The 23,600-nt window shown below is 36.2% G+C and carries 22 protein-coding genes and 1 other annotated feature; of the genes, 7 read left to right on the plus strand and 15 right to left on the minus strand.

Annotation, left to right across the window (positions count from 1 at the left end):
* The first annotated feature begins 170 nt into the window (after positions 1-170).
* Together TY13_RS14815 and thrS are read left to right on the plus strand one after the other, a co-directional pair.
* Positions 171-1,772, plus strand: coding sequence for a Na/Pi cotransporter family protein (locus TY13_RS14815; RefSeq protein ID WP_195891707.1), 1,602 nt, complete (start codon positions 171-173; stop codon positions 1,770-1,772).
* 351 nt (positions 1,773-2,123) lie between these two features.
* Complete coding sequence (thrS, locus tag TY13_RS14820) at positions 2,124-4,043, plus strand: threonine--tRNA ligase (protein ID WP_042477634.1); 1,920 nt, start codon at positions 2,124-2,126, stop codon at positions 4,041-4,043.
* A 493-nt stretch (positions 4,044-4,536) separates the two neighbouring features.
* Here the strand turns inward: thrS and TY13_RS14825 are convergent, their stop codons facing one another.
* From TY13_RS14825 to TY13_RS14865, 9 genes are all read right to left on the minus strand, one after another.
* Entirely contained in the window at positions 4,537-4,992 is a 456-nt protein-coding gene (locus TY13_RS14825) for a hypothetical protein (RefSeq protein WP_042477636.1), read from the minus strand.
* Positions 4,993-5,445: 453 nt separating this feature from the next.
* Positions 5,446-5,775 (minus strand): hypothetical protein, encoded by a 330-nt coding sequence (locus TY13_RS14830; protein WP_042477640.1) that lies wholly within the window; start codon positions 5,773-5,775, stop codon positions 5,446-5,448.
* Complete coding sequence (locus TY13_RS14835; RefSeq protein ID WP_042477830.1) at positions 5,768-6,007, minus strand: helix-turn-helix transcriptional regulator; 240 nt, start codon at positions 6,005-6,007, stop codon at positions 5,768-5,770. The genes TY13_RS14830 and TY13_RS14835 overlap by 8 nt, the downstream gene beginning before the upstream one ends.
* A 352-nt stretch (positions 6,008-6,359) precedes the next feature.
* Positions 6,360-6,785, minus strand: a complete 426-nt coding sequence (locus TY13_RS14840) for a DinB family protein (protein ID WP_052344350.1) — start codon at positions 6,783-6,785, stop codon at positions 6,360-6,362.
* A gap of 3 nt (positions 6,786-6,788) precedes the next feature.
* Positions 6,789-7,298, minus strand: coding sequence for a HugZ family pyridoxamine 5'-phosphate oxidase (locus TY13_RS14845; RefSeq protein ID WP_052344351.1), 510 nt, complete (start codon positions 7,296-7,298; stop codon positions 6,789-6,791).
* The gene (locus tag TY13_RS14850; protein ID WP_042477641.1) at positions 7,282-8,094 is read right to left on the minus strand and encodes an ABC transporter ATP-binding protein; all 813 of its coding nucleotides are present in this window, start codon (positions 8,092-8,094) and stop codon (positions 7,282-7,284) included. The genes TY13_RS14845 and TY13_RS14850 overlap by 17 nt, the downstream gene beginning before the upstream one ends.
* 1 nt (position 8,095) lies before the next feature.
* Complete coding sequence (locus tag TY13_RS14855; protein ID WP_074432969.1) at positions 8,096-9,082, minus strand: FecCD family ABC transporter permease; 987 nt, start codon at positions 9,080-9,082, stop codon at positions 8,096-8,098.
* 14 nt (positions 9,083-9,096) lie between these two features.
* Positions 9,097-10,074 carry an ABC transporter substrate-binding protein gene (locus tag TY13_RS14860; RefSeq protein ID WP_042477644.1) on the minus strand — a complete coding sequence of 326 codons (978 nt, stop codon included), beginning with the start codon at positions 10,072-10,074 and terminating at the stop codon, positions 9,097-9,099.
* 600 nt (positions 10,075-10,674) lie between these two features.
* On the minus strand, positions 10,675-11,157 hold the full coding sequence (locus tag TY13_RS14865; protein WP_042477646.1) for an NUDIX domain-containing protein: 483 nt from the start codon (positions 11,155-11,157) through the stop codon (positions 10,675-10,677).
* A gap of 123 nt (positions 11,158-11,280) precedes the next feature.
* Between TY13_RS14865 and TY13_RS14870 the strand changes: the two genes are divergently transcribed.
* Together TY13_RS14870 and TY13_RS14875 are read left to right on the plus strand one after the other, a co-directional pair.
* Positions 11,281-11,739: an NUDIX hydrolase gene (locus tag TY13_RS14870; RefSeq protein ID WP_042477648.1), complete on the plus strand. Its 459-nt coding sequence runs from the start codon at positions 11,281-11,283 to the stop codon at positions 11,737-11,739.
* A gap of 255 nt (positions 11,740-11,994) precedes the next feature.
* Positions 11,995-12,513: an NUDIX hydrolase gene (locus TY13_RS14875; RefSeq protein WP_042477651.1), complete on the plus strand. Its 519-nt coding sequence runs from the start codon at positions 11,995-11,997 to the stop codon at positions 12,511-12,513.
* Positions 12,514-12,570: 57 nt separating this feature from the next.
* Here TY13_RS14875 and TY13_RS14880 read toward each other — a convergent pair whose 3' ends face one another.
* The 3 genes from TY13_RS14880 to TY13_RS14890 form a co-directional block, all read right to left on the minus strand.
* Positions 12,571-13,746, minus strand: a complete 1,176-nt coding sequence (locus TY13_RS14880) for an amidohydrolase (protein WP_042477655.1) — start codon at positions 13,744-13,746, stop codon at positions 12,571-12,573.
* A gap of 341 nt (positions 13,747-14,087) precedes the next feature.
* Positions 14,088-15,320, minus strand: a complete 1,233-nt coding sequence (locus TY13_RS14885) for a Zn-dependent hydrolase (protein WP_042477659.1) — start codon at positions 15,318-15,320, stop codon at positions 14,088-14,090.
* Positions 15,321-15,338: 18 nt separating this feature from the next.
* Complete coding sequence (locus TY13_RS14890) at positions 15,339-16,526, minus strand: hypothetical protein (RefSeq protein ID WP_042477662.1); 1,188 nt, start codon at positions 16,524-16,526, stop codon at positions 15,339-15,341.
* A 331-nt stretch (positions 16,527-16,857) separates the two neighbouring features.
* Here TY13_RS14890 and TY13_RS14895 point away from each other — a divergent pair, with 331 nt between their 5' ends.
* Positions 16,858-17,541 (plus strand): hypothetical protein, encoded by a 684-nt coding sequence (locus tag TY13_RS14895; RefSeq protein ID WP_042477665.1) that lies wholly within the window; start codon positions 16,858-16,860, stop codon positions 17,539-17,541.
* Positions 17,542-17,611: 70 nt separating this feature from the next.
* On the opposite strand, the gene TY13_RS14900 is transcribed toward TY13_RS14895, so the two are convergent.
* The gene (locus TY13_RS14900; RefSeq protein ID WP_042477668.1) at positions 17,612-18,148 is read right to left on the minus strand and encodes a GNAT family N-acetyltransferase; all 537 of its coding nucleotides are present in this window, start codon (positions 18,146-18,148) and stop codon (positions 17,612-17,614) included.
* A gap of 170 nt (positions 18,149-18,318) precedes the next feature.
* Positions 18,319-18,555: a binding site (T-box leader), on the plus strand.
* Between the two features lie 56 nt (positions 18,556-18,611).
* Here TY13_RS14900 and ileS point away from each other — a divergent pair.
* Positions 18,612-21,677, plus strand: coding sequence for an isoleucine--tRNA ligase (gene ileS / locus TY13_RS14905; RefSeq protein ID WP_074432970.1), 3,066 nt, complete (start codon positions 18,612-18,614; stop codon positions 21,675-21,677).
* A gap of 80 nt (positions 21,678-21,757) precedes the next feature.
* Here the strand turns inward: ileS and TY13_RS14910 are convergent, their stop codons facing one another.
* Positions 21,758-22,339 carry a DJ-1/PfpI family protein gene (locus TY13_RS14910; RefSeq protein WP_042477674.1) on the minus strand — a complete coding sequence of 194 codons (582 nt, stop codon included), beginning with the start codon at positions 22,337-22,339 and terminating at the stop codon, positions 21,758-21,760.
* Between the two features lie 140 nt (positions 22,340-22,479).
* On the opposite strand from TY13_RS14910, the gene TY13_RS14915 reads away from it, so the two are divergent.
* Positions 22,480-22,917 (plus strand): Lrp/AsnC family transcriptional regulator, encoded by a 438-nt coding sequence (locus tag TY13_RS14915; RefSeq protein ID WP_042477677.1) that lies wholly within the window; start codon positions 22,480-22,482, stop codon positions 22,915-22,917.
* 43 nt (positions 22,918-22,960) lie between these two features.
* Here the strand turns inward: TY13_RS14915 and TY13_RS14920 are convergent, their stop codons facing one another.
* Entirely contained in the window at positions 22,961-23,554 is a 594-nt protein-coding gene (locus TY13_RS14920) for a YIP1 family protein (protein ID WP_042477681.1), read from the minus strand.
* Positions 23,555-23,600 lie beyond the last annotated feature (46 nt).

Genomic DNA, 23,600 nt, shown 5'->3' on the forward strand with positions numbered 1-23,600 from the left:
TAAATGCGATGTAAATATTTATTTAATCCCTTGTAAATGATATGTACAGGTCACTTAAAACTATCAATAATAAAGTGAAACTTCACTCAACAGGTTTATTGCCTGATAGTGAAGAACATAATTTAGTTACAAAGAAAGGATGGAATAAATTGACTATTAACGTACAAGAAATGATTTTCCAATTTCTTGGAGGATTAGGATTGTTTCTATTCGCTATTAAATATATGGGAGATGGCTTGCAAAAAGCTGCAGGCGATCGTTTACGTGATATTTTAGATAAATTTACAACAAATCCACTAATGGGTGTACTTGTCGGAATAATTGTAACAGTTCTTATACAGTCTAGTTCAGGAACGACTGTTATTACAGTAGGCTTAGTTAGTGCAGGTCTTATGACATTACGTCAGGCTATTGGCGTTATTATGGGTGCTAATATTGGTACTACAGTAACAGCTTTTATTATCGGAATTGACGTAGGTGCATACGCTTATCCAATTATGGCAGTAGGTGCGATCTGTTTATTCTTCTTTAAGAAAAGTATTATTCAAAATATAGGACAAGTACTTTTTGGTTTTGCGGGTTTATTTATAGGTTTAGAGCTTATGAGTGGTGGAATGAAGCCGCTACGAGATTGGCAGCCATTTTTAGATTTAACTGTGCAAATGTCAGATATACCGATTTTAGGTGTTATTGTTGGAACAGGATTTACTTTAATCGTTCAATCTTCTTCAGCTACAGTTGGTATTTTACAAGGTCTTTATGCTGAAGAGTTAATATCTTTACATGGTGCTTTACCTGTTTTGTTTGGTGATAATATTGGAACAACAATCACAGCTATTTTAGCAGCATTAGGTGCTTCCATTGCCGCAAGACGAGCGGCTGCCACACACGTGCTATTTAACGTCGTAGGTACAATTATATTTATGTTATTACTAGGAATATTTACGAATTATGTAGAATGGATTTCGGGTGTACTAAATCTAGAGCCGAAAATGCAAATTGCTTTTGCTCATGGAACATTTAATGTTCTTAACACAATTATTCAATTGCCATTCGTTGGTGTTTGGGCATATGTCGTGACCAAGCTGATTCCTGGTGAAGATTCTATTATTGAGCACAAACCAAAGTTTTTAGATAAAAATTTAATTATCAAATCTCCATCTGTTGCACTTGGACAAGCAAAAATGGAAGTGGTACGCATGGGTGAATATAGTATTCAAGGACTTGAAGAAACATTGACAATTTTAAAAACTGCAGACACTAAATTGATTGGGAAGGTTGTCCAATTAGAAGAAGCGATAAACAATTTAGACCGTAGATCAACGGAATATTTAGTGGAATTATCAAAACAGTCTTTATCCAACCATGATTCTCAAGTGCATCATGCTTTATTTGAAAATATTCGCGATATTGAACGAATTGGTGACCATGTAGAAAATATTATCGAGTTATTACAGTATAAAGAGAACAACCGAGTACGCCTAAGTGAACAAGCTGCAAAAGAGCTAGAGGAAATGTTTATTTTTACATTAGATACTGTAAAAATAGCTATCGAATGCTTAGATAAACGTGATACTAACTTGGCACAACAAGTTATTAATAAAGAGAATGAAATTGACAATATGGAGCGTCGTTTACGTAAATTACATATCAAACGTTTAAACGAAGGAACTTGTTCAGGTTCAGCAGGTATTGTTTTTGCAGATATTGTAAGTAATCTAGAAAGAATCGGTGACCATGCTTCAAATATAGCAGAAACTGTTATTGCCTAATGAATACCCCATCAAACAATTGTTTAAATTTAAATGTTGACATCATTTAAATTTTGGGATAAATTAATTTCTAACTTAAAAGGCAAAGAAAAGGATATGAATCATTTTTGAGAAGGTCATTAGAGAGGGAAATCACCGGCTGAAAGTTTCCTGATTGGACAAAATGATTTACTCCCTTGGAGCCGCGCTAGGAAACTAGCGACGTTTACAGGCGTTATCTGTATCAATGAGCTACTGATGTGCATACATGAGTAGGAATTTGGGTGGAACCACGGGTATTCAAAACATATTCGTCCCTTAGCGGATGAATATGTTTTTTTATTTACCAAAAAATCAAAAAGGAGAGGTAGTATGTCAAATCAAGAAGTAACAATTCTATTTCCAAATGGCGAGAAAAAACGTTTTGCCAAAGGTGTTACGCTAACCGACATTGCAAAAGCAATCAGTCCTAGCTTAGCAAAAAAATCAATAGTAGGTAGCGTCAATACAACGACAACCGATTTGACACAACCCATTCTAGTGGATGCCGAAATTTCACTTTATGATGCGATGTCAGAGCAAGGCTTACAAGTGCTACGTCATTCAACAGCACATTTATTAGCGCAGGCTGTGAAGCGTTTATATCCAGATGCAAAATTTGGAGTTGGCCCAGTTATCGAAAATGGCTTTTATTATGATATCGAAATGACTCATACATTAGTGCCAGAGGATTTAACTATTATTGAACGTGAAATGAAGAAAATTGCTAGCGAAAATTTTGAAGTTGTTCGCAAGGAGGTGTCACGTGAAGAGGCACAGCAGCTATTTGCACATGATGCCTTAAAGCTAGAGCTGCTGGCAGCGATTCCTTCAGATGAATTAGTAACTGTTTATAAGCAAGGGGAGTTTTACGATTTATGTAGGGGTCCACATGTCCCATCTACAAACAAAATTCAGCATTTTAAATTATTGAATATTTCAGGCGCTTATTGGCGTGGTGACAGTAACAATCAAATGCTACAGCGCATTTATGGGGTTGCCTTTGCAACAAAAGAACAAATGCTGGATTACTTCATCTTTTTAGATGAGGCAGAAAAACGTAATCATCGAAAGTTAGGAAAAGAGCTCGAGCTATTTATGTTTTCTGAAGAAGCACCAGGAATGCCCTTTTATTTAGCAAATGGACAAATTATTCGCAATGAGCTGGAAAGCTTTTTACGTCAACTTCAAACAAAATATGATTATCAAGAAGTGCGTACACCATTAATGATGAATCAACGTTTATGGGAGCAGTCAGGACATTGGCAGCACTACAAAGAAAATATGTATTTCACACAAGTTGATGAACAAAAATTTGCATTAAAGCCAATGAATTGCCCAGGACATATGCTCATTTATAAAAACGACCTTCACTCTTACCGCGATTTACCAATTCGTATGGCAGAGTTTGGCCAGGTACACCGTCATGAGTTTAGTGGTGCATTAAACGGTTTGCTTCGCGTTCGCACATTTTGCCAGGATGATGCACATATTTTTGCAACACCTGAACAAATCGAGGATGAAATCGCACTGGCATTAAAAATTATCGACCATGTATATAAAGTCTTTGGCTTCGAATACGAAATTGAGCTATCAACACGCCCAGATGACTATATGGGTGAGCTCGCATTGTGGAATAAAGCAGAAGAAGCACTTGAAAATGTACTAAAACGTCTAGGCTTTCCGTTTAAAGTAAATGAAGGAGACGGTGCATTTTACGGACCCAAAATTGATATCCACATTCGTGATGCCATTAAGCGTAGCCACCAATGTGCAACGGTACAATTAGATTTTCAAATGCCCGAAAAATTTGATTTAACATATATTAATGAGGACAACGAAAAGGTACGGCCTGTCATTATACACCGTGCAGTATTCGGTTCAATTGATCGCTTCCTTGGCATATTAATTGAACACTTTGGCGGCGTCTTACCTCTATGGCTGGCACCGAAGCAAGTACAGATTATTAGCGTCTCTGAAGTTCATCAACCCTATGTAATGGAAGTTTTCAAAGCTCTACAAAAGGCTAACATTCGCGTCTCTATAGATATGCGTAATGAAAAGCTAGGTCGCAAAATAAGGGATGCTCAGCTACAAAAAATTCCTTATATCCTTGTATTGGGCGATCAAGAGCAGCAAAATCAAACGGTGAATGTCAGAACACATAAAAAAGATAACTTACTGACACTGCCCATCCAACAATTTATTGAACAAGTTCAGAAGAAGATTATTGATAAGCAATTATTTCATTAGTAAACTATAAAAAATGGAGCTGTCTCAAAATAACTTTTCAGGCAGCTCTGATTGATATTCAAGATGATAAGAAAACTATTCCATCCCTAAATATATAATTCACTGGCAACCATTTTCTCACAATCACAATTGTAAAGCAGATACCTACTAACCATAGTAAGATTGCGATAATTGCCGTAATAATGATTGATGTGACGATTGTAGCTATTATTGAATTTCTCTTTATACCAACATATAAAGGAACCATCCTTAAAGAAATTGCGGAAAGAATAATTAACATTTGAATAACTAAATTTTTAAAAAATATAAGTTATATAGGTTAACTGTGACTTAATAAAAAATACTTATGTGTTGAAAGATGCTAAATAATTTATAAAAACCACAGTAATTTTCGCTTAAATATACATTGTATCAAGAAATTTAAAAATCTAACTGTTTTTATTGAAAACAAACTTATCCTATTTCAAAATATCAAAGTTTATTTTAATCCATATTAATCCCCTTCATAGACCTTTTTCATTGCATTATATAAACAGACATCTTTAAAGTCATCTTTATTAATATTGAGTTCTTCACTTACCATATATAAATAATACAACCATTCTGTATCTTTTGTTTTGACAGCTTCAACACAAGCAATTTCTAAATACTTAACATTTATAAGGCGTTCTATGCCTTTAAGGTACTCTAAAGCTTTGGATGCTCCTGGCCAGTTTAAATCCTTAAATAATTCGTATAGTTTAGGTAAAGCTAATTCATTATTTGGATAACCGACTGATATTATAATATCCACTGCATTCTCCCAACATTCCTTTGCATATTTAGGAAATATCAGTGGCAATTGCTCATTTGCAATTTGACAAAGAAATTCCTTAGCTTCATTTTGAATTGCTTTTGGTAAGTGCCAATTTAAATTATATGAGTAATATATGACTAAATCGTTTTCCATAAAGATCTATACCTTTCAAAATTATAGTATTTCTTATCTTTTCACTTTTACAGAAATTCCTTGTAAAATTCTAGTATACTTATGTGGTTTATCGTTAGCAATGCCACTACTATCCATCCATTTTTGCATTTCTGATGCCTTAATTGTTTTTACAGAAACATAGTTAGCACCATCTTTAATCGCTTTAGTTCATTTATCTAATTTACGACTTCCATAATAGTTGCTGCAAATGTTGAGCAATAAGTATAGCTAATAAATGCTCAAATGCCCAAGTTGCTTTAGGGACTAAATGAACGGTAATTACTGGTACAACAATCATATCAGCAGCATTATTGTTGATAACTTCTCATTCTTCAATTGTTGTTCCTTTAATTGCTCATAAAAAAACGGGAAATGCACATTTCAATTAGTACATTTCCCGTTTTATATCATATTTTTTTATGTACCCCAAAATTATTCAAAATCTTTTTTGTATAATCTAAAGGCGTATATTGCACCAACTAAAAAGACAATACCTTGGAATAAAATAAAGAACTGGCGGAAGTATTCAATATCTCTATCGACTAATGAAATAAAGACTGCATTCATAACGAGTTGTGTAGTAAACATACTCGACACAATTTTGAGGTAAATCGTACTTGTTCTTTCATCAGGTCTGCCAATCTTTTTATTAATGTATAAAAGCATTGATAATGCCCCTACATATAAAATCACCGTTAAACCTACAATAATATTAAAGTTTTGAGAGCTTTTTAACATCCATTCATTTAGTAAATCAATCATTACTATCATCCTTTCTTACATACGAAAATATGTCATTAATATCTACTTCAAAGTAATTAGCTATCCTATATGCCAATACGAGAGATGGAGAATAATTATTTTTTTCCATTACAAATATAGTTTGCTTAGAAACGCTTACAGCATCTGCTAACTCTTGCTGCGACATGCGCTTCAGTACTCTGTATTCATATACTTTATTAAAAATTGAATCCCCGAACTCTTCCTTTTTCAAAGCGACCACCCTTCCCTCTTGCTTATATGTATATAATAAACCATAATTTTATAAAAGTAAAGTAAACTTATACAAAATTTAATTTTTATTTTATAAAATACATATAAATCATTACATTTGTACAGTTTATATTTACCTCAATTCAGTAATGTTTTTCTGTTGCGAATGCATTGCTTCAGATACAGGATCCCCCAAAGTTCACTCTAAGAACGCCTCATCTATATCGTAACGATTAAAAATTTAGAGAGAGATTGCCGATAAGTAGCTGTCTCTTTAACAGGTCAAAAAAAACGAGAAATGTACATTTTGATAAGTACATTCCTCGTTACCATTTATCGGTACTCTCTAACTTTTATTGCTTTTTAATGAATGCAATCTGACCAACATGGATACCCGCGTGATACATCAATCTACCAACTGCCTCCGCTGGTGTACTAGTACCCATTTTCGTTTCAACCATTGTATATAGCTCATCTTCTTTTAATTCATTAATTGCAGTTATTACATGTGTATTAGATAACTCCAACAACTTGATAATTTCCTCATGTGTATTTGAGGATGGTAATGTAGATGGTTGCTCTTTGCTCAAATACCATTCCGCAAACATATATTCAGCTTCTGCTGTATGAATAAGCAAGGATCTAATTGTTGTGTCGTAAAGCTTTAAATCCAATTGTTCTTCTGTTAGATTCTTTGCCATATTTGTAAAGCGGCCTCTTAATGCACCCCACATCGTTAAAATTGCTCGATGGGCTTCACTTTTGTATGTAATGTCCACTATTTAAGCCTCCGTGTTGTTCTTTTTATCTACAACTACATGCTCAAACTTAGCTCCATCGATACTCACATTAAATGCCATACCAAAACCAACCACATAGCGACCACTAGTCGGCGTTAGCTCAAATAATGCGAAATCAAGCCCACGGAACACTGTCATCATTTTCGCATCAAACTTTTCATCGAATAACGAAAAAATCTCATCGTTTCCTTCATTTCCAATATTACGCGCACTACATCTCAGGCGTACTCGCTCTGTTGCAAATGGGTTTTTAGTAGTCTCTTCATCCGCCATTAAAAACACATCACTGAGCTCACTATTTTCTAAATACTGATAGTGCTCAGCAATTTGGCTAATATAAATGTATAGCTTACCATTATTTTTTACAAACGGTGTACAGCTTGTAAAAGGATGGCCATTTTCATCTAACGTCGCTAAAGTTAAAATACTTTTCTTTTCTATAAATCGTAAATAACTTTCTTTATATTTTTCAAGATCAATTTGCTTTGTCAACACTAATTCCCCCTCTAACTTTCGTAGAATTTAATAAATGGATTCTTGGCTTCTTGTCATTGCAATTGCAGTTAATTTCGCAATTCATTCGGTAGACGTTCTTCACCATATCTGTCGTCATTACTTGTTCTGGTGTACCACAGGATTGCTTTTTTCCGTTTTGCACAACGACAATACGATTGCTATAATAAGAGGCCTGATTTAAATCATGTAGCACCATAATTACTGTCATGTTCATCTCGCGATTCAGCTCTTGTACAAGCTCCAATACCTCATGTTGATGTGAAATGTCTAAATAAGTTGTCGGCTCGTCTAATAATAAAATTTTCGGTTGTTGTGATAAGGCCATCGCAATCCAAGCTCTTTGAGATTCACCGCCAGATAGCATTGCAATACGTTTTTCCTTGAACTGCGTCATATTCGTCTTTTCAAGTGCCCATTCAATGATTTTTTCATCTTTTTCTGCTAGCTTTTCAAACCATCGCTTATGTGGATAGCGACCATACGATACTAAATCATATACAGTCATATCCTCTGGGGCAGTATTGCGTTGGCTAAGCATACACATTTGGCGTGCCGTTTCCTTGCGACCCAGCTTGCTTATATTTACACCTTGCAATTTAATATCCCCTTTACTTGGTGCAAGCTGTCTTGAAATGGCTTTCAAAATGGTAGATTTCCCAGAGCCATTTGGGCCAATAATGGAAACAATTTCTCCCTCCTGTACAGAAAAAGAAAAATCCTGAATGACTGTTTTTTTCTCATATTGAATTGAGATTGAATCGACTGTTAGCATACTAGAACACACTCCTTCTCATCAAATAAAGAAAATACGGTCCACCGATAACGGCCATGACAATTCCTGCCGGTATTTCTAAAGGCGCTACGATTGTTCTGCCGCCCGTATCTGCAATTAATAAAACTAATGCACCTAAAGCCATGCTCATCGGCAATAAATATTTATAGTTCGAGCCTACTAAAAATCTAGCCATATGTGGCACAATCAATCCTACAAAGCCAATCATTCCAATAGCTGCAACAGAAGTAGCCGCTAAGAAAACTGCTAATATCGATAACAAAATGCGAATCATATTCACATTTTCTCCTAAGTTGGAGGCAACTTGGTCACCAAGCTTAATAATATTTGTTTTGCGAATAGCGAAAATAGACGCAATCCAACCTACAATTGAATATGGCAATACCATCCAAAGTACGTGATTACCTTTGGCTGCTAGGCTCCCATTCATCCATTGCACAGCAGATGGTAGGCGATCACTATACATAATGGATAAATAACCAACTACCCCACCACAAAGTGCATTTACTGCAACCCCTGCTAAAATAATAGAAATTGGCGATAAGCCTCTTTTTTTCCATGCCAAGCTGTAAACAATTGACGCCGCTATAATCCCACCAATAAACGCCGCTATCGGGATAAATGACGTATACTCTGGCATTACCAGCATAATCGTTAACACAGCTACTGCAGCTCCACTTGTCACACCAGTAAGCCCTGGGTCAGCAAGTGGATTGCCCATTACGGCCTGTAAAATTGCACCAGATATAGCGATATTCGCCCCGATAATCAAAGCCAACAGCACCCTTGGTAATCGAATATCAAAAATAATCGTATCGTTTACATGGCTCGAAGAAGCGTGAAAGAGTGCTTGAAGAATATCAGGGATAGGTACTCTTACACTCCCTAGACCAATTGCAATAATTGCCATTACAACTACTAAAGCAAAGGTTACCGTAACAACCACTCTATTTCTAGAATGCATCATGCTAATAACCCTCTCTATTCCTCATAAAAATATGTAGAGATTTCTGTTAATGCTTTCTCTGCATTTTTAATTGATGTCACACCAAATACTTCATAATCTAAAATGTGGATTTTATCGTTTTTGTATGCCGATAATTTTTTCCAAACTTCATTTTTTTCAACTTCTTTTTTAAACATCTCTTCTGTAGCACCATGATCCCCAGAAGCTAAAACTAAAATAATATCTGGATCTGCAACAACTACTTCCTCTAAATTTAAAGGTGAGTAAGTGTCGGTGGCTTTTAATACTTCTGTTGCAATATTTTTCGCACCTAGCTTTTGAATAAGGCTTCCAACATAAGATTTCTCATTCATCACCATAAACGAATCTGCTGTCCCAATTGTTAGCATAACTGTTGGTAACTCTTTATCTTTCCCTTGCTCTTCTAATTGCTTTTCTTTAGCAGCCAGTGCTTCTAATATTTTATTCATTTCTTCTTGCTTGTTAAAATAAGTGCCCAAAGCTGTGAAACTATTAATTAAGTCTGTATAAGAATCCGTTGGCAAATAAGCCGTTTGAAGATTGATTCCTTTAACACTTTCATCTAACGAGCTTTTTAATGATTTTGCTCCTAGTAGCAGCTCCGGTTCTAGGCTTGTAATCACTTCTAAATCTGGCGCCATTGGAGAACCAATTCGTTGAATATGGTCAAACTCAACTGGTAATGGATTTGTTGATGTCGGTACTCCTATTGGCTCAATATTTAAAAGTTGTAGCATTTCAGTAATTGGCACAGATGTTGTAATGACCTTTTCTGCTACCTTTTCTGGGAATTGCGCTAAAAGTTCTGTTGTCTCTGCATTTACCACAACCTCATTTTCTACTTTGTTATTCGTTGTTTCATTGTTATTAGTTTGTGTTTCTTCTTTCTCGCTGCTTTCTTCTTTGTTAGATGCACATGCACCTAATACTAAGATTAAACAGAATAAAAATCCTATGAATAACTTTTTCACTTTACACAACTCCTATTGATAATGATTTTCAATACAAATGATAACAATTATCATTCTCAATTGTCAATGTGAAATTTCCAACTCTCTTTTTAAGAAAATATAATTCTCACAAACATATTAATGCTGAAAATATTAAATAAGGATAGCCTGCTTTGTAGAGAACAACACTATTTCACGGATGCATTATTTAGTAATATTTTTATCAACGTGGCATTAACGAGAGATGATTAAGGATGTTTTAAGTTTGAAACGGAGAGGTACCTAAAACTAGCGATAGGTTACATTTCAACAGACTTTTTGACAAGTAAAGCGCACCAAACGACATCCTCCGAGAGCTTGAATTAATAAGATTTTAACTAACATAACAGGGCTAATTGAAGGATGTCCAATCGTGATTTGCGCATATTTATTATACTTATTGCCCAAGGTTTCGTGCAGATAACAGGAAATTTTTAAGTACAAACAAAAAGATTTAAACTAGCGTTAATCAGGACGTGATTGGTTAAAATTAAGTCCCTATTAACATCTCTATACTCTACTCAATTTTGATTCCATAATGAAAGAACAAGATTACTTTTGCTTTTTCCATATCTAACGATCCTACATTGAAATAACTTGGTTCAATTTGTGCTCTTCAATCAGATTAATATTCCGCTTATTAAGAGTGTACTCCTGTATATAAGTCCCCATATTAGCATAAAGCTGTACATTTTGTAATTCTGTTAACGGCAGCCATTTTACGCCTGTTTGATTTGGGTCTGGTTTTGCGGGAAGGCTTGGAATAGCGTTGTCTTTAATCTTACATTCAAACATCATAACTAATGTATGAGTATTCCCAAACTTATTTGAATTAAGATGTGGGGCATATTCATATACAAAAGCTAATGGTCCAACTTCTACTTCGATGCACGCTTCTTCTTTGGCTTCTCTTATAACCGTTTCGACAATCGATTCATTTGGTTCTGCACCACCAGCAGGTAAATCATAAACAATCCCTCTCACAGGATCATTATATTCAGTTAATAGTATTTTATTATCTTCAATAATTAATGCCCCTGCACGTACTCTTATATGAAATTGCATATAGTAACACTCCTTATTTTCCCACATTGTAATATATACTTAACAATAAAGTAAATACTCGGAAACTTATTTCTCCTAGAACCGTTTTATTTGTATATTATATCAGTAGAGGGAGAATTGAATATGACAATTATTCCAATCAAGTCAAATGGTGTTGCGGCTGTTTTAATTAAGAAGATACATGATGAAGCACATGTTTTGTTACTTAAAAGAGCAGGGTCTATATTAACTAATACTTGGTGTTATATCGGTGGCAGTATAGAAGAAGGTGAATCTGCTATAGAAGCTGTTCTTAGGGAAATTAAAGAAGAAACTAATATAACAAATCTAACCCTCTATTCATCAAATCAATTTGATCAGGTTTTTTCTCCACACGAAAATTATATTTATATTGCACCCGTTTTTGTTGCCTTTGTAAATGAGGAGCAAGAAGTCGAATTAAATGACGAGCATAGTGAACATAAATGGCTTACATTCAATGATGCATTAAAGTTCATTTCATTACCTGGTAACGAGGATGTGCTAAAGTCTATTGAAAGAAATTTTATTCATAAGAAGCCTGCCGATTTTCTACGTATTTAACATTAGTTGTACCTAATCTTTTTAACATATACAATGAAGACCTACACCGAATGTATAAAGTGAACCTTTAATCAGTGGGGGTTTTCTTCATCCCCACTGGTTGGTAGTTTCACCAATCGGGTTTTTACAGGCTGTTTGATCCCCTACTTAAACATCTCGATTCTATCTGAGGTTTTGATATGGGGGTCTGGTACTCCTGCGGTTACTCGTCGCAAAAGTACAGCCTGTTAATACGGGATAAAGGGGGGCTTTTCAGTGGAAAAGTGGGATTTATATGATAAGCATCGTAACAAAATAGAGAAACAAATTATACGTGGTGATGCCATGGCAGCAAATGAATTTCATTTAGTCGTACATATTTGTATTTTTAATTCAAAAGGAGAAATGCTTATTCAGCAGCGTCAGCCCTTTAAGCAAGGCTGGTCGAACCTTTGGGATATTACATGTGGAGGAAGTGCCGTTGCAGGTGATACAAGTCAGCAAGCTGCTGCACGTGAATTGTTTGAGGAGCTTGGCATTCACTATGACTTTGAAAACATTCGCCCACAGTTAACAATTAACTTTGAGCGAGGCTTTGACGATTATTACTTAATTGAGCATGATATTGATTTAAATGAGCTGACATTGCAGCTTGAGGAAGTACAAGCTGTCAAATGGGCTTCTCAAGAGGAAATTTTTAAGCTTATCGAGGATGGGTTATTTATTCCATATTATAAAAGCATTATTGGTTTTCTTTTCGAGGGAAGAGCAAAGTACGGTTCGATTCGTGTATAACAAAAGCAGGTAATAGGGAAAGTAGGTTAATACCTATATTCCCTATTATCTATACTGTTATTGATTTAGATAAGCCCAGGCATATTGAGCATATAATTCAGCGCCTGTAACTAAGGCATCTTCGTCAATATTAAATTTACCATGATGATGTGCCCATTCTGTATCTTTTTCTGAATTACCACTACCAACAAGAGCGAAGCTACCCGGTGCTTCATCTAAAAAGAAGCTAAAATCCTCCCCGCCCATTGTCGGCTTTTCAGCATATAAAGCAGCCTCGCCAAATGCCTCAATTGCAACTTGCTGTACAAGCTTTGCACTCAAGTCGTTATTGATTACAGCCTGTGAGCCGCGCGTATATTCTACAATTGCAGTAGCACCATACATACTAGCAACGCTTTCCGCATAATGCCGGAGCTGCTTTTCAATATGATCCCTTGTTTCAGGATAGAAGCAGCGAACAGTGCCTTCAATAACAGCATTTTCTGCAATGACATTGAAGCGAGTACCCACATCCATCTTACCAATTGTGACAACAGCAGGACTTTGTGCATCCACAGTGCGCGAAACGACCGTTTGCACATTCATTACAAAGGACGAAGCAACGATGGCAGTGTCTACACAAGTATGTGGCATTGCTCCATGACCCCCCTTGCCTTTAAATATAACCTTATACAAATCTCCCGCAGCAAAGGAAGGACCTGGCTGGCAGGAAATTTTATTTGTTGGCATTTGAGACCATATATGAATGCCAAATACATTATCGACACCTTGCATCGCACCTTGCTTAACCATTTCCTTTGCCCCTTGAGCCACTTCTTCAGCAGGTTGGAAAATCAAGCGTACTTTACCAGCTAATTCGCTTTTAATATGATGAAGTGCTTTCGTCGCAACTAACAGCATCGCTGTGTGGGCATCATGACCACAGGCATGCATCTTACCAACCTCTTTAGAAGCATAAGGTAAATCTTTATTTAGCTCCTCTACTGGTAAGGCATCCATATCAGCTCTTAAAGCAACCGATTTTCCAGACTTTCCACCTTGTATTTCTGCTATAACGCCTGTAGGCTCCATTTTTTTATATGGTATACCTAAGCTTTCAAGGTACTGGCAAATAAAAGTAGTTGTCTTAACTTCCTCCCATGCTAATTCTGGTTCACTATGAAGCTTTCTGCGTAATTCTGTTAATTCCTCACTATATTTTTGTATTGTTTCTTTTATTATTGGATGAATCATTGTACCCTTCCTTTTCAAATCAATTACGCCTTGGCGTAATTGCGTCCAGATTTTTTTCGAGTTTGCTCATGAGCGGAAGTTAACCTAAAACCGTCACGTCCTGTGTCATCCGCCGGGGCGCTTGGGCCAACGTGATGTTGGTCACGCAGTCGTTGCCACAAGGATGTGGCGCATTTAGACTGAGTTCCTCTATTTCAGTGCGTGTTTGTACACTCACTGAACCATAGAAAACAAAATAAAGCATTCATCTCATCACCTGTAGATATGGGAGTTTTCTACTGAATCAAGATAAACAAAGACTGTGAGAAAAGCATTTGCTCCTTCACAGCCCCTTTTAATAATTATTCATTGCTTTCTGTAAGCTTTTTCGCTGCTTCATAAAAAATATTTACTGTGTTTGCAATATGAGCGGAATCAGACCATTCCTCTGGACAATGGCTTAGCCCATTTTTGCTTGGGATAAATAGCATTGCTGCAGCAGTATAGTCAGAGAAAACCATTGCATCATGACCAGCACCACTATTAATTGAGCAATATGGAATTTCTAATGCATCACATGTATTTTTTAAAAGTGTAATAATCTCTTGGTTCATCGCCTTTGGCTCAATATATAAAGGCTGCTCAATTGTGACACCAATACCGTCTTTATTATAGGACATCACCAAGCTCCTAACCTTTTCAACGACATTTAAAACATTTTCTTCTTTACCTGAGCGAATATCTACTGTAAATACAGCTTTATCTGGTATGACATTTGCCCCGTTCGGAAATACATTAAGACGCCCAGTTGTAATAACTGTTCCAGCCCCTTCATTTATAGCAAGCTGCGGCAATTGGCCAATAATATTAGCAGCAGCAACTAAAGCATCTGTACGGCGATCCATTGGCGTTGTGCCAGCATGTCCAGCCTGCCCACTTACTGTAATATCCAATTGCGTTAAGCCTACAATTGCTTCTACCACGCCAATTGGTATATTTTTCTCTTCAAGAATTGGCCCTTGCTCAATATGCATCTCTAAAAATGCTTTTATTGTCTTTGGATCTCTTTGTTTCGGTAAAGTCGTATTTAACCCTATTTGCTTCATAGCCTCCTCTGTGGGGATGCCATCTTTATCCTTTAAGTTTTTAAAATCTTCTTCGTTCAGTAGACCCATCATTCCACGAGAGCCCATTAAACCGCCACCATATCGCGTTCCTTCCTCCTCTACAAGTGCAATGACCTCCAAAGGATATTTTGGTGTTAGTTGATTTTCTTTAAAAAGATGTGCTACTTCAAGCGCTACGACTACGCCTGCTGGACCATCATATGCTCCGCCATTTGGAACAGAGTCGAAGTGAGAACCAATTAGAACACTAGGTGCATCCTTTAATGTACCCTCAAGCTTACCAAAAATATTACCAAACCCATCCTCCTGTACTTGTAAACCACACGCCTTCATTTGCTCCTTTATATAGTTTCTCGCCTGTAAATCCTCCTTACTATAAGTAAGACGCGTTGTTCCCTTACCTGGTGTAGCCGTAAATTGACTTAATGTATTTATATGTTTTTCAATGCGTTCTTGCACATTATTCATAGCATGTATATCCCTTTCCTATAAGAATCCTACAAAAATACCCGCTAATACAACCGATACAATCGTAACTGTAATAAATCCGCCAACAAGCATAGGTGGTAGCATATGGCTTGTCAGCATTTCCCTTTCCTTTTCGTCCTCTGTCAGCGACTTAATTACTTCGTTTGTAATAATATAATCGGCTGGGAATCCGTATAACGCTGTTAAGGAAATAGCAAAGGCCATTGGTGTACTCACCTTCAATAATTTACCGGCGATAAATGAGAAAATATACATCCCAATAACACCTAAAATAATTGTTCCAATAAGTGGGTAAATAATTTCTAGCATCATACTTGGAGTCGCTTGCTTTAATCCATCAAAAATAAAGAGCATTAATCCTAATACAGCAAATCCAAATCCATTTGCCTTTTGTAAAACTTGCTTCTCCAAAAAGCCTGCACTTGAGGCAATAACCCCAAATAGTAAGCACAGAACAAACGGGCTAATGGAGACGATTGGTGCTAATAATGTTGAAGCAAGATATGCTAAATAAGCAACAAAAGCCAACCTAAAAAACTTAAAGAAATCTGTATTATATTTCTCTGGCATATTTTTAAATAATTTTAGCTCCGTCTTTTCAGTTGTTGAGGAAGCCTGTACACCCTCTTTTGCCGCTAATTCCCCATTGCGATATTTTGTTAGAAGTCTTTTCCCTTCCTTTTTCAACATAACAGATGTAATTGGGTAACCTGCAAATCCTTGCATAACATAAATAACGATTGCAAAAACAGATAATGAAACTAGCCCTGCTTCTTTTGCTCCCTCTGCCATAATTAAAGCAGATACTACGCCACCTACTAAAGGTGGAATGGCTACAATCATCGTTTCATAACCAAACAAGAATGTACCGATAGCAAATAAAATAACGATAATCCCTAAAATACCTGAAATAGCAATTAAAATTGTTTTCCACTGCTTTTTTAATTCCTGAATAGATAATAGCGTCCCCATATTGGTAATCAGTAAGTACATCAGCATTACTGCAACAACTGATGGTACCCCCGCTATTGCCACTATATCTTGTGGGAAAAATGTCCAATATCCTAACAAGAACAGAATAGCGCAGATAAAAATAGATGGTACCCATGCTTTTGTTCGAACAGCTACTAAATCTCCTATAAATAAAATTCCTAACAAAATAACTAACGCTAACATTTGCGACATGATAACCATCCTTCACTTTCTACTAAATTATTATTCTAAAAATAATAATACAATAACTTTTTTATGTCAATTCTAATTATTCAGTAAATTCTAACTTCTATAAAATTGAAGCTCTTCAATTGATTACACTTACAAAAGTCTTTACCCAACTAATAGAATAGCTTAATTTTCATTGCATTTAGCACCGTTATAGATCTTTCTAGAGGGGACAACTATTATTTCAAAATATCAATAAATTTGTAAGGGGAAGTATTTCAGCCTAATGTCCAATACTTTTCCAGCTCGGCTTTTAGTAATATTTACACAAGATTAATATAAGGGATGAGCGATTATGGATATTTTAAATGTAGTATTGAAAACTAATAAACTTAACGAAATGAAGTATTTTTATAAAGAAAAATTAGGATTTTTATTAGAGGCTGAAACAGCAAATAGCTTTAAAATCAACTTTGGTATGAGTTCAATTGAGTTTAATAACATAGATGTGGAAGGAAATCCGTACTATCATTTTGCTTGTGATATTCCTTCAAATCAATTTAAAGAGGCAAAAGAATGGATTAAAAAACGTACAAACCTTTTAACTGAAGATGGAGAAGATGAAATTGATTTTACCCACCTATCTGCAAAGTCACTTTATTTTGAAGATCCTTCTGGCAATATTGTTGAATTTATTGCTAGGTTAAAAGATAATCCATCTAGCAATCAGCCCTTTTCTTTAAATAGCATACAAAAGCTTTCTGAAATGAGCTTAGTCGTAAAAAATAAAATTTCAGTTGCTGAAAGGTTAAGAGATTTTCAGATAGTTGAACGTGATGACTCTGAAATAACTCAGGATACTTTATCATTTATGGGTGATAAAAAAACAAAAGTATTTTTATTGCTTGTTAGGCCAGAAAGAAGATGGCTATTTTCTAGCAAAGAATCTGTCATTTTCCCAATAAATATTTCCTTAGATTCAGGAATCCAATTAGGTGTAAATGATGAAAATGAGTTTTACATTGAGGCATCTAACTAAATTTAAAAAAGGTCATTCAAATAGTAAAGCATAGATCGGTGGGGCGCTCCCCACCGATTAAAGTTTCACTTTATATAACTATATACCCTAACTCAAGTCGGACTTCATGTTTTTCAATATCTTTATTGGTATAACTAATAAGGTCACATCCAATAATCGAAAAGCCATGTTTTTGATAAAAGCAAATCGCTGGATAGTTCGACGTTTGCGTTTCTAAAACTATTGCTCTTGCCCCTATTTCTTTTGCTCGCTGCTTTACAATATTCATGAGTACTGTCCCAACACCTCGTCGCTTCGCCTCAGGATAAACATGAATATCATTCAAGCGAATCGTATTGTTCCATTTTTCATGGCTAAAGCTCATTACACCCATCTCAATATCACCTTCAAATGCGATATAGCACTCTATATTTTCTAAGTGGTCTTCAAAAACTTTACCCTCTAGCGATTTTTCAAAAGGCGTTTCGAAATCTTTTAATGTAAATTTCAGCGTCCAGCTTGTGTCTTGTAGCTCTCTCCTTACATCATAAAATTTAGTTGATGTATATTGATAAATGAACGGCTTCCCATCCGAATAATCTTCTTTATATATTTGTTTAAATTCCATCGAACCACTCCCTTTTTAATCAATATAATCGAAAGAAGTATTTTAGTGCAACTTAGCTATAACAGCGTTTTAATTGTTGTACAAATTGGGGTAAAGTAATCCGGGATTTCCCATTACAAATAATTGACAATAATTTAAAAATCCTTTAATGTAGTACCTAATAAAAGCATACAAATTCGTTGACGAGAAAGAGTAATGTTTCGTATTGTTCTACAGAAAGCTGATGTTGTGATGAGAATCAGTGTTCAATTGTTACATGAAAATCCTCTCTGAGAAGGCGCGCTGAAATATAGTAAGCAACCCCGGGTGTCTACCGTTAAAAAGAACACGTATGATTGTACGTTGCTAAGTGCTATTGGATCGTTCAATAGAATTAGGGTGGTATCGCGAGTTAACTCGTCCCTTTACTTAGGGACGAGTTTTTTGTATGCCTTTTATACAAATTCGTATAGGAGGAAGTAAAATGGTAAAAGAAACATTGCAGCAAAGAGAAGAAAGAATTCGTTTATATTGGCACGCGGAGCATGTTTTTGAAAAATCTATTGAAAATCGCAAAAATCGTGATTCTTTCGTGTTTTACGAAGGACCCCCTACAGCTAATGGGCTACCACATGTAGGGCATGCACTAGGTCGGACGATAAAGGATGTAGTGGCACGCTATAAAACAATGCAAGGCTTCTTAGTAGAGCGTAAAGCTGGCTGGGATACGCACGGCCTTCCAGTAGAGCTAGGTGTAGAAAAGCAACTAGGCATTTCAGGAAAACAGCAAATCGAAGAATATGGAATTGAGCCGTTCGTACAAAAATGTAAAGAAAGTGTCTTTACATACGAAAAAATTTGGCGCTCCTTTACAGAGCAATTAGGCTATTGGGTAGATATGGATAATCCTTATGTCACATTGGATAACAGCTATATCGAAAGCGTCTGGCATATACTGAGCAAGGTTCATAAAGATAAGCTGCTTTATAAGGGGCATCGCGTATCGCCATATTGCCCTAGCTGCCAAACTTCATTAAGTTCGCACGAGGTTGCGCAAGGCTATAAAGATGTGAAGGATTTATCTGCAACAGTTAAGTTTCGACGCATGGATTCGAATGAAATCTTTTTAGGCTGGACGACAACGCCTTGGACATTGCCCGCCAATGTTGCGCTTGCAATGAATCCTAATTTAACATATGTGAAGGCGCAGCTTGACGGAGAGGTTTTCATTGTAGCAAAATCGCTTGTCTTTACGGTATTAGGGGAAAATGCCACAATTCTAAGTGAACATCAAGGCTCGGAGTTTGCGAAGGTAGCCTACCAGCCACCTTTTAATTATATTTCAGTAGAGCAAGGTCATGTTGTGGTGATGGCGGATTATGTAACCGAAACAAGTGGTACGGGTATTGTGCATATTGCCCCTGCTCACGGTGAAGATGATTACCAAACTGTCAAAGAGCATGGATTATCCTTTGTGAATGTAGTTGATTTGCAAGGACGCTATACAAACGAGATTACCGATTTAGCAGGTCGCTTTGTCAAAGACTGTGATGTCGATGTGATTAAGCTATTAGCAGCTACCAATTTATTATTCCATAAAGAAAAATACGAGCATAGCTACCCGCACTGCTGGCGCTGCGATTCCCCGTTGTTGTACTACGCAACAGATAGCTGGTTTATTCAGGTGTCTACGCTTAAGGAGCAGCTACTTGCTAACAACGGAACAGTGACTTGGTATCCAGACCATATTAAAGAAGGTCGCTTTGGTAAATTCCTTGAGAATGTAGTCGATTGGAATATTAGCCGCAATCGTTATTGGGGTACTCCGTTAAATGTTTGGATTTGTACTGCTTGTGGGCATGAGGAAGCACCTGACAGTGTAGCGGCGTTGAGTGCATTGGCACAGCAGCCATTGCCTGAAGATTTGCATAAACCATATATTGATGATGTTCTTTGCACATGCCCGAACTGTCAGCAAACGATGCGACGTACACCTGAAGTAATTGATGTCTGGTTTGATAGTGGTTCAATGCCTTTTGCACAGCATCACTATCCATTTGAGCAAGAGGCATTCAAGAAGCAATTTCCTGCGGATGTTGTGATAGAAGGGATAGATCAAACACGCGGATTCTTTTATAGCTTGCTTGCTGTATCTACACTATATACAGGGCAAGCGCCTTATAAAAACGTCCTCTCTTTAGGTCATGTATTAGATGAGCACGGGCAGAAAATGTCCAAAAGTAAAGGCAATGCATTGGATCCAATCGACTTGATTGACACTTACGGTGCAGATGCACTGCGCTGGGCATTAGTAGTGGATAGCTCACCTTGGAATCCAAAGCGCTTTTCCACAAAAATTGTTCAAGAGGCAAAATCAAAGCTATTAGATACGTTGGAAAATACATTTAGCTTTTATCAGCTTTATGCAAATATCGATCAATTCACATTCAATATATCATTACAAGGAACACCGACACTATTAGATAAATGGGTATTATCACGACTGCATACGACAATCGCAAAAGTAACAACACATATGGATGATTATCAATTTACACAAGGGTGTCGAGAAATTGCTAGGCTAATGGACGATGTGAGTAACTGGTATGTACGAAGATCTCGCCAACGCTTCTGGGCTTCGGGTTTTTCTGACGATAAAAGAGCTGCCTTTAACACATTGCATATTGTTTTAAGTGAAGTGTGTAAGCTATTAGCACCCTTTACACCATTTATCGCAGAGCATATTTATATGCAAATGCACAATGAAAGTGTGCATCTACAAGATTACCCAATGGCTGATGCGACTTTTATCAACGTGGAGCTTGAAGAGGAAATGGCTACTATCATAAAAATAGTAGAGCTAGGACGTAGCATTCGCAATGCGCAAAATTTAAAGGTCAAGCAGCCTTTAGCCGAAATCGTTATTGGCTCACAGGAAAATTTAAGTAATTATAATACAATCATTCAAGACGAATTGAATATCAAACAAATACAGTGGCTACATTCTACAAAGGCATTTATAGAAACGAACTTCAAGCTGAATTTTAAAACAGCTGGTGCTGCATTTGGCAAGCAAGTAAATGCTGTAAAATTATATGTTGAGACAATGTCTGCCCAAGAGAAAAACATATTATTACAAGAAGGAAAATTAACTGTTCAGCTTGCTGAGCAAGCCATTGAATTAGAGCAATCACATCTTTTAACTGAATCTATTATAAAAGATGGCTACGTGCTGGCAGAGGATGACGCACTTCAAGTATTGCTTAATATACATTTAACGGATGATCTACTTGCCGAAGGATATGTTCGCGACTTTATTCGTTCTATTCAAGATCAACGCAAACAGTTAAATTATCCAATCGAAAAATATATCAACTTAGCAATTGCTTGTTCACCAGAGCAACAAGCAACTCTTCAGCAATATGAAGAACTATTAAGAGCAAATGTTTTAGTAAAGGATATCGAATTTGTTACCTCTTTAAATAACAAATCCGCACTTCATTATATATTCGCACATGAAGAACTACAATTTAGCTTGGAGTTAAATTAATAGAAATTGGGCTGTCGAAAAAGCAGATTTTGCATCTGCATTTTCCGACAGCCTTTTCTTCAATTACTGAAAGTAAATTTTTAAAATCCCATAAGATCTTTTACATGTTCTGTGTTCTTTTTAGATGTTAGTTTTTCTAGTAATAAAAATGCAACATCAAAAGCTGTTACAGGGTTTGAAGATGTAATAATATTGCCATCTTGAACAATTAAATCATTTTGCACAATTGCACCAAAATCCTTTAATTGCCCTATTCGCTTACTTGTCGGATGGTTGTATGTAGTAGCTTTTTTATTTGCAAGAATGCCGCTTTTGCCGAGTGCTAATGAGGCCACACAAATACTAGCAATCGGCTTTTGATTAGCATTAAAATGGTGAATAACATTTAAAAATGGTGTACTAAAAGCATCCTTATAAAAGCCCGCTTCCTCAAAACCCCCTGGAATCGCAAGTGCATCAAACTCATCTAATTCAATATCATCTATAGTTTTTTCAGGTATGACAGTAAAATTCCATGTACAAGTTAATTTATTTCGAAGGCCAACAGTCACAACCTCAGTTGATCCGTCTCCCTCCCACTTATTCCAACCTAGCACATCCGTGAATACGCTTGCTTCTACTGCTTCAAATCCATCAGCCAATAATAATAATACCTTTTTCATTTCATAACCCCCTTCTGATACCTTATTTTATATAAAGATAGCGGGCCTATGAATAAGCTGAAAAAGGAAATTTAATTATTTTGCTTTAATTAATTTAGATTTTAGGTTATTGTACTTTATAAAAAAAGGTTGGGTATTTTATGGACCAAATCGATAAAAACATTGTGAGAATACTACAGTCTAATGCCAAAATTTCAATGAAAGATTTAGCTGATGCTGTTCACCTATCCCCTCCGTCAGTAACGGAGCGAGTACGAAAATTAGAAGAGCAACAAATCATTGAAGGCTACCATGCACATGTTTCTTTAAAAAAGATGAACCGCCCTATTTCTGCACTTATCTTGTTTGAATCAAAAGATTGTAAATCATTAGCAAGCTTTTGCCATAACCACCCCGATGTACTGGAGTGTTACAGAGTAGCCGGGGAAATTAGCTATATCGTCAAATTAGCAACACATTCTGTAGAAAGCTTAGAAAAATTTATTGATGCTTCAATGCAGTACGGCACGCCCTCAACAAATATCGTGTTATCTTCTCATGAAAAAAAAGTAGTCGACCCTTTCGATGTTGAAGAATAAAGTTATAAAGAATTACGCAATCAACTACTTTTACTTAAACACACTAAATCAAAAATGCTTCTACTACAACAATAGTAAGGATAACTATTAAAATTGCTAATATGATTGATGGAATTATTACTGTACCAATCGCTTTCCATGTTGAAATTTGATGTAACTCAGCAACAACTGCTACAGAGATAACAATTGACCAGATACTTGTAACAGCAGCCAATAACAGCGCAGGCAAAGCAATCCAAGGTATAGGTCCCATATATTCTCGATATATGAAAGAGTCTGGCGATGTCAGAAGCCAAATACTAAAAAAGGGAATAAGCACAACAGAGGGGATTGCCCCTGCACTTAAACCTTTAAACAGTTCTTTATAGGTAGCTATTCCATCATACAGTTTACCGACTTGCCAAAAAATCCATGCTGAAATGCTGTTTCCGATAATAGCTAGAACAGGCGACAATATAACACTCGCTACTAAAAGTAGCCATGGATCAATATTAAAATTGATATCTTTCAAGCTTGATAAGAATGAACCTATATGGCCTATTGAGATAATGAAAATCACGTAACCCATAGATTTATTTTCGATAATGTAACGAGCCGTTTGCTTTGGATGTAGCCATGCAGAAAAAAATGGATTCATTATAAACACACCCCCAAAATGTAGTTGTTATTATTATATACGGACA

It is taken from the genome of Bacillus ndiopicus, from assembly GCF_000612805.1.
GTDB lineage: Bacteria > Bacillota > Bacilli > Bacillales_A > Planococcaceae > Metasolibacillus > Metasolibacillus ndiopicus.

Coding starts and splice junctions, on each gene's coding strand:
- TY13_RS14815 (WP_195891707.1), top strand. CDS start 171: ATGATTTTCCAATTTCTTGGAGGATTAGGATTGTTTCTATTCGCTATT.
- thrS (WP_042477634.1), top strand. CDS start 2,124: ATGTCAAATCAAGAAGTAACAATTCTATTTCCAAATGGCGAGAAAAAA.
- TY13_RS14825 (WP_042477636.1), bottom strand. CDS start 4,992: ATGGAAAACGATTTAGTCATATATTACTCATATAATTTAAATTGGCAC.
- TY13_RS14830 (WP_042477640.1), bottom strand. CDS start 5,775: ATGATTGATTTACTAAATGAATGGATGTTAAAAAGCTCTCAAAACTTT.
- TY13_RS14850 (WP_042477641.1), bottom strand. CDS start 8,094: ATGCTAACAGTCGATTCAATCTCAATTCAATATGAGAAAAAAACAGTC.
- TY13_RS14855 (WP_074432969.1), bottom strand. CDS start 9,082: ATGATGCATTCTAGAAATAGAGTGGTTGTTACGGTAACCTTTGCTTTA.
- TY13_RS14865 (WP_042477646.1), bottom strand. CDS start 11,157: ATGCAATTTCATATAAGAGTACGTGCAGGGGCATTAATTATTGAAGAT.
- TY13_RS14870 (WP_042477648.1), top strand. CDS start 11,281: ATGACAATTATTCCAATCAAGTCAAATGGTGTTGCGGCTGTTTTAATT.
- TY13_RS14880 (WP_042477655.1), bottom strand. CDS start 13,746: ATGATTCATCCAATAATAAAAGAAACAATACAAAAATATAGTGAGGAA.
- TY13_RS14885 (WP_042477659.1), bottom strand. CDS start 15,320: ATGAATAATGTGCAAGAACGCATTGAAAAACATATAAATACATTAAGT.
- TY13_RS14890 (WP_042477662.1), bottom strand. CDS start 16,526: ATGTCGCAAATGTTAGCGTTAGTTATTTTGTTAGGAATTTTATTTATA.
- TY13_RS14895 (WP_042477665.1), top strand. CDS start 16,858: ATGGATATTTTAAATGTAGTATTGAAAACTAATAAACTTAACGAAATG.
- TY13_RS14900 (WP_042477668.1), bottom strand. CDS start 18,148: ATGGAATTTAAACAAATATATAAAGAAGATTATTCGGATGGGAAGCCG.
- ileS (WP_074432970.1), top strand. CDS start 18,612: ATGGTAAAAGAAACATTGCAGCAAAGAGAAGAAAGAATTCGTTTATAT.
- TY13_RS14910 (WP_042477674.1), bottom strand. CDS start 22,339: ATGAAAAAGGTATTATTATTATTGGCTGATGGATTTGAAGCAGTAGAA.
- TY13_RS14915 (WP_042477677.1), top strand. CDS start 22,480: ATGGACCAAATCGATAAAAACATTGTGAGAATACTACAGTCTAATGCC.
- TY13_RS14920 (WP_042477681.1), bottom strand. CDS start 23,554: ATGAATCCATTTTTTTCTGCATGGCTACATCCAAAGCAAACGGCTCGT.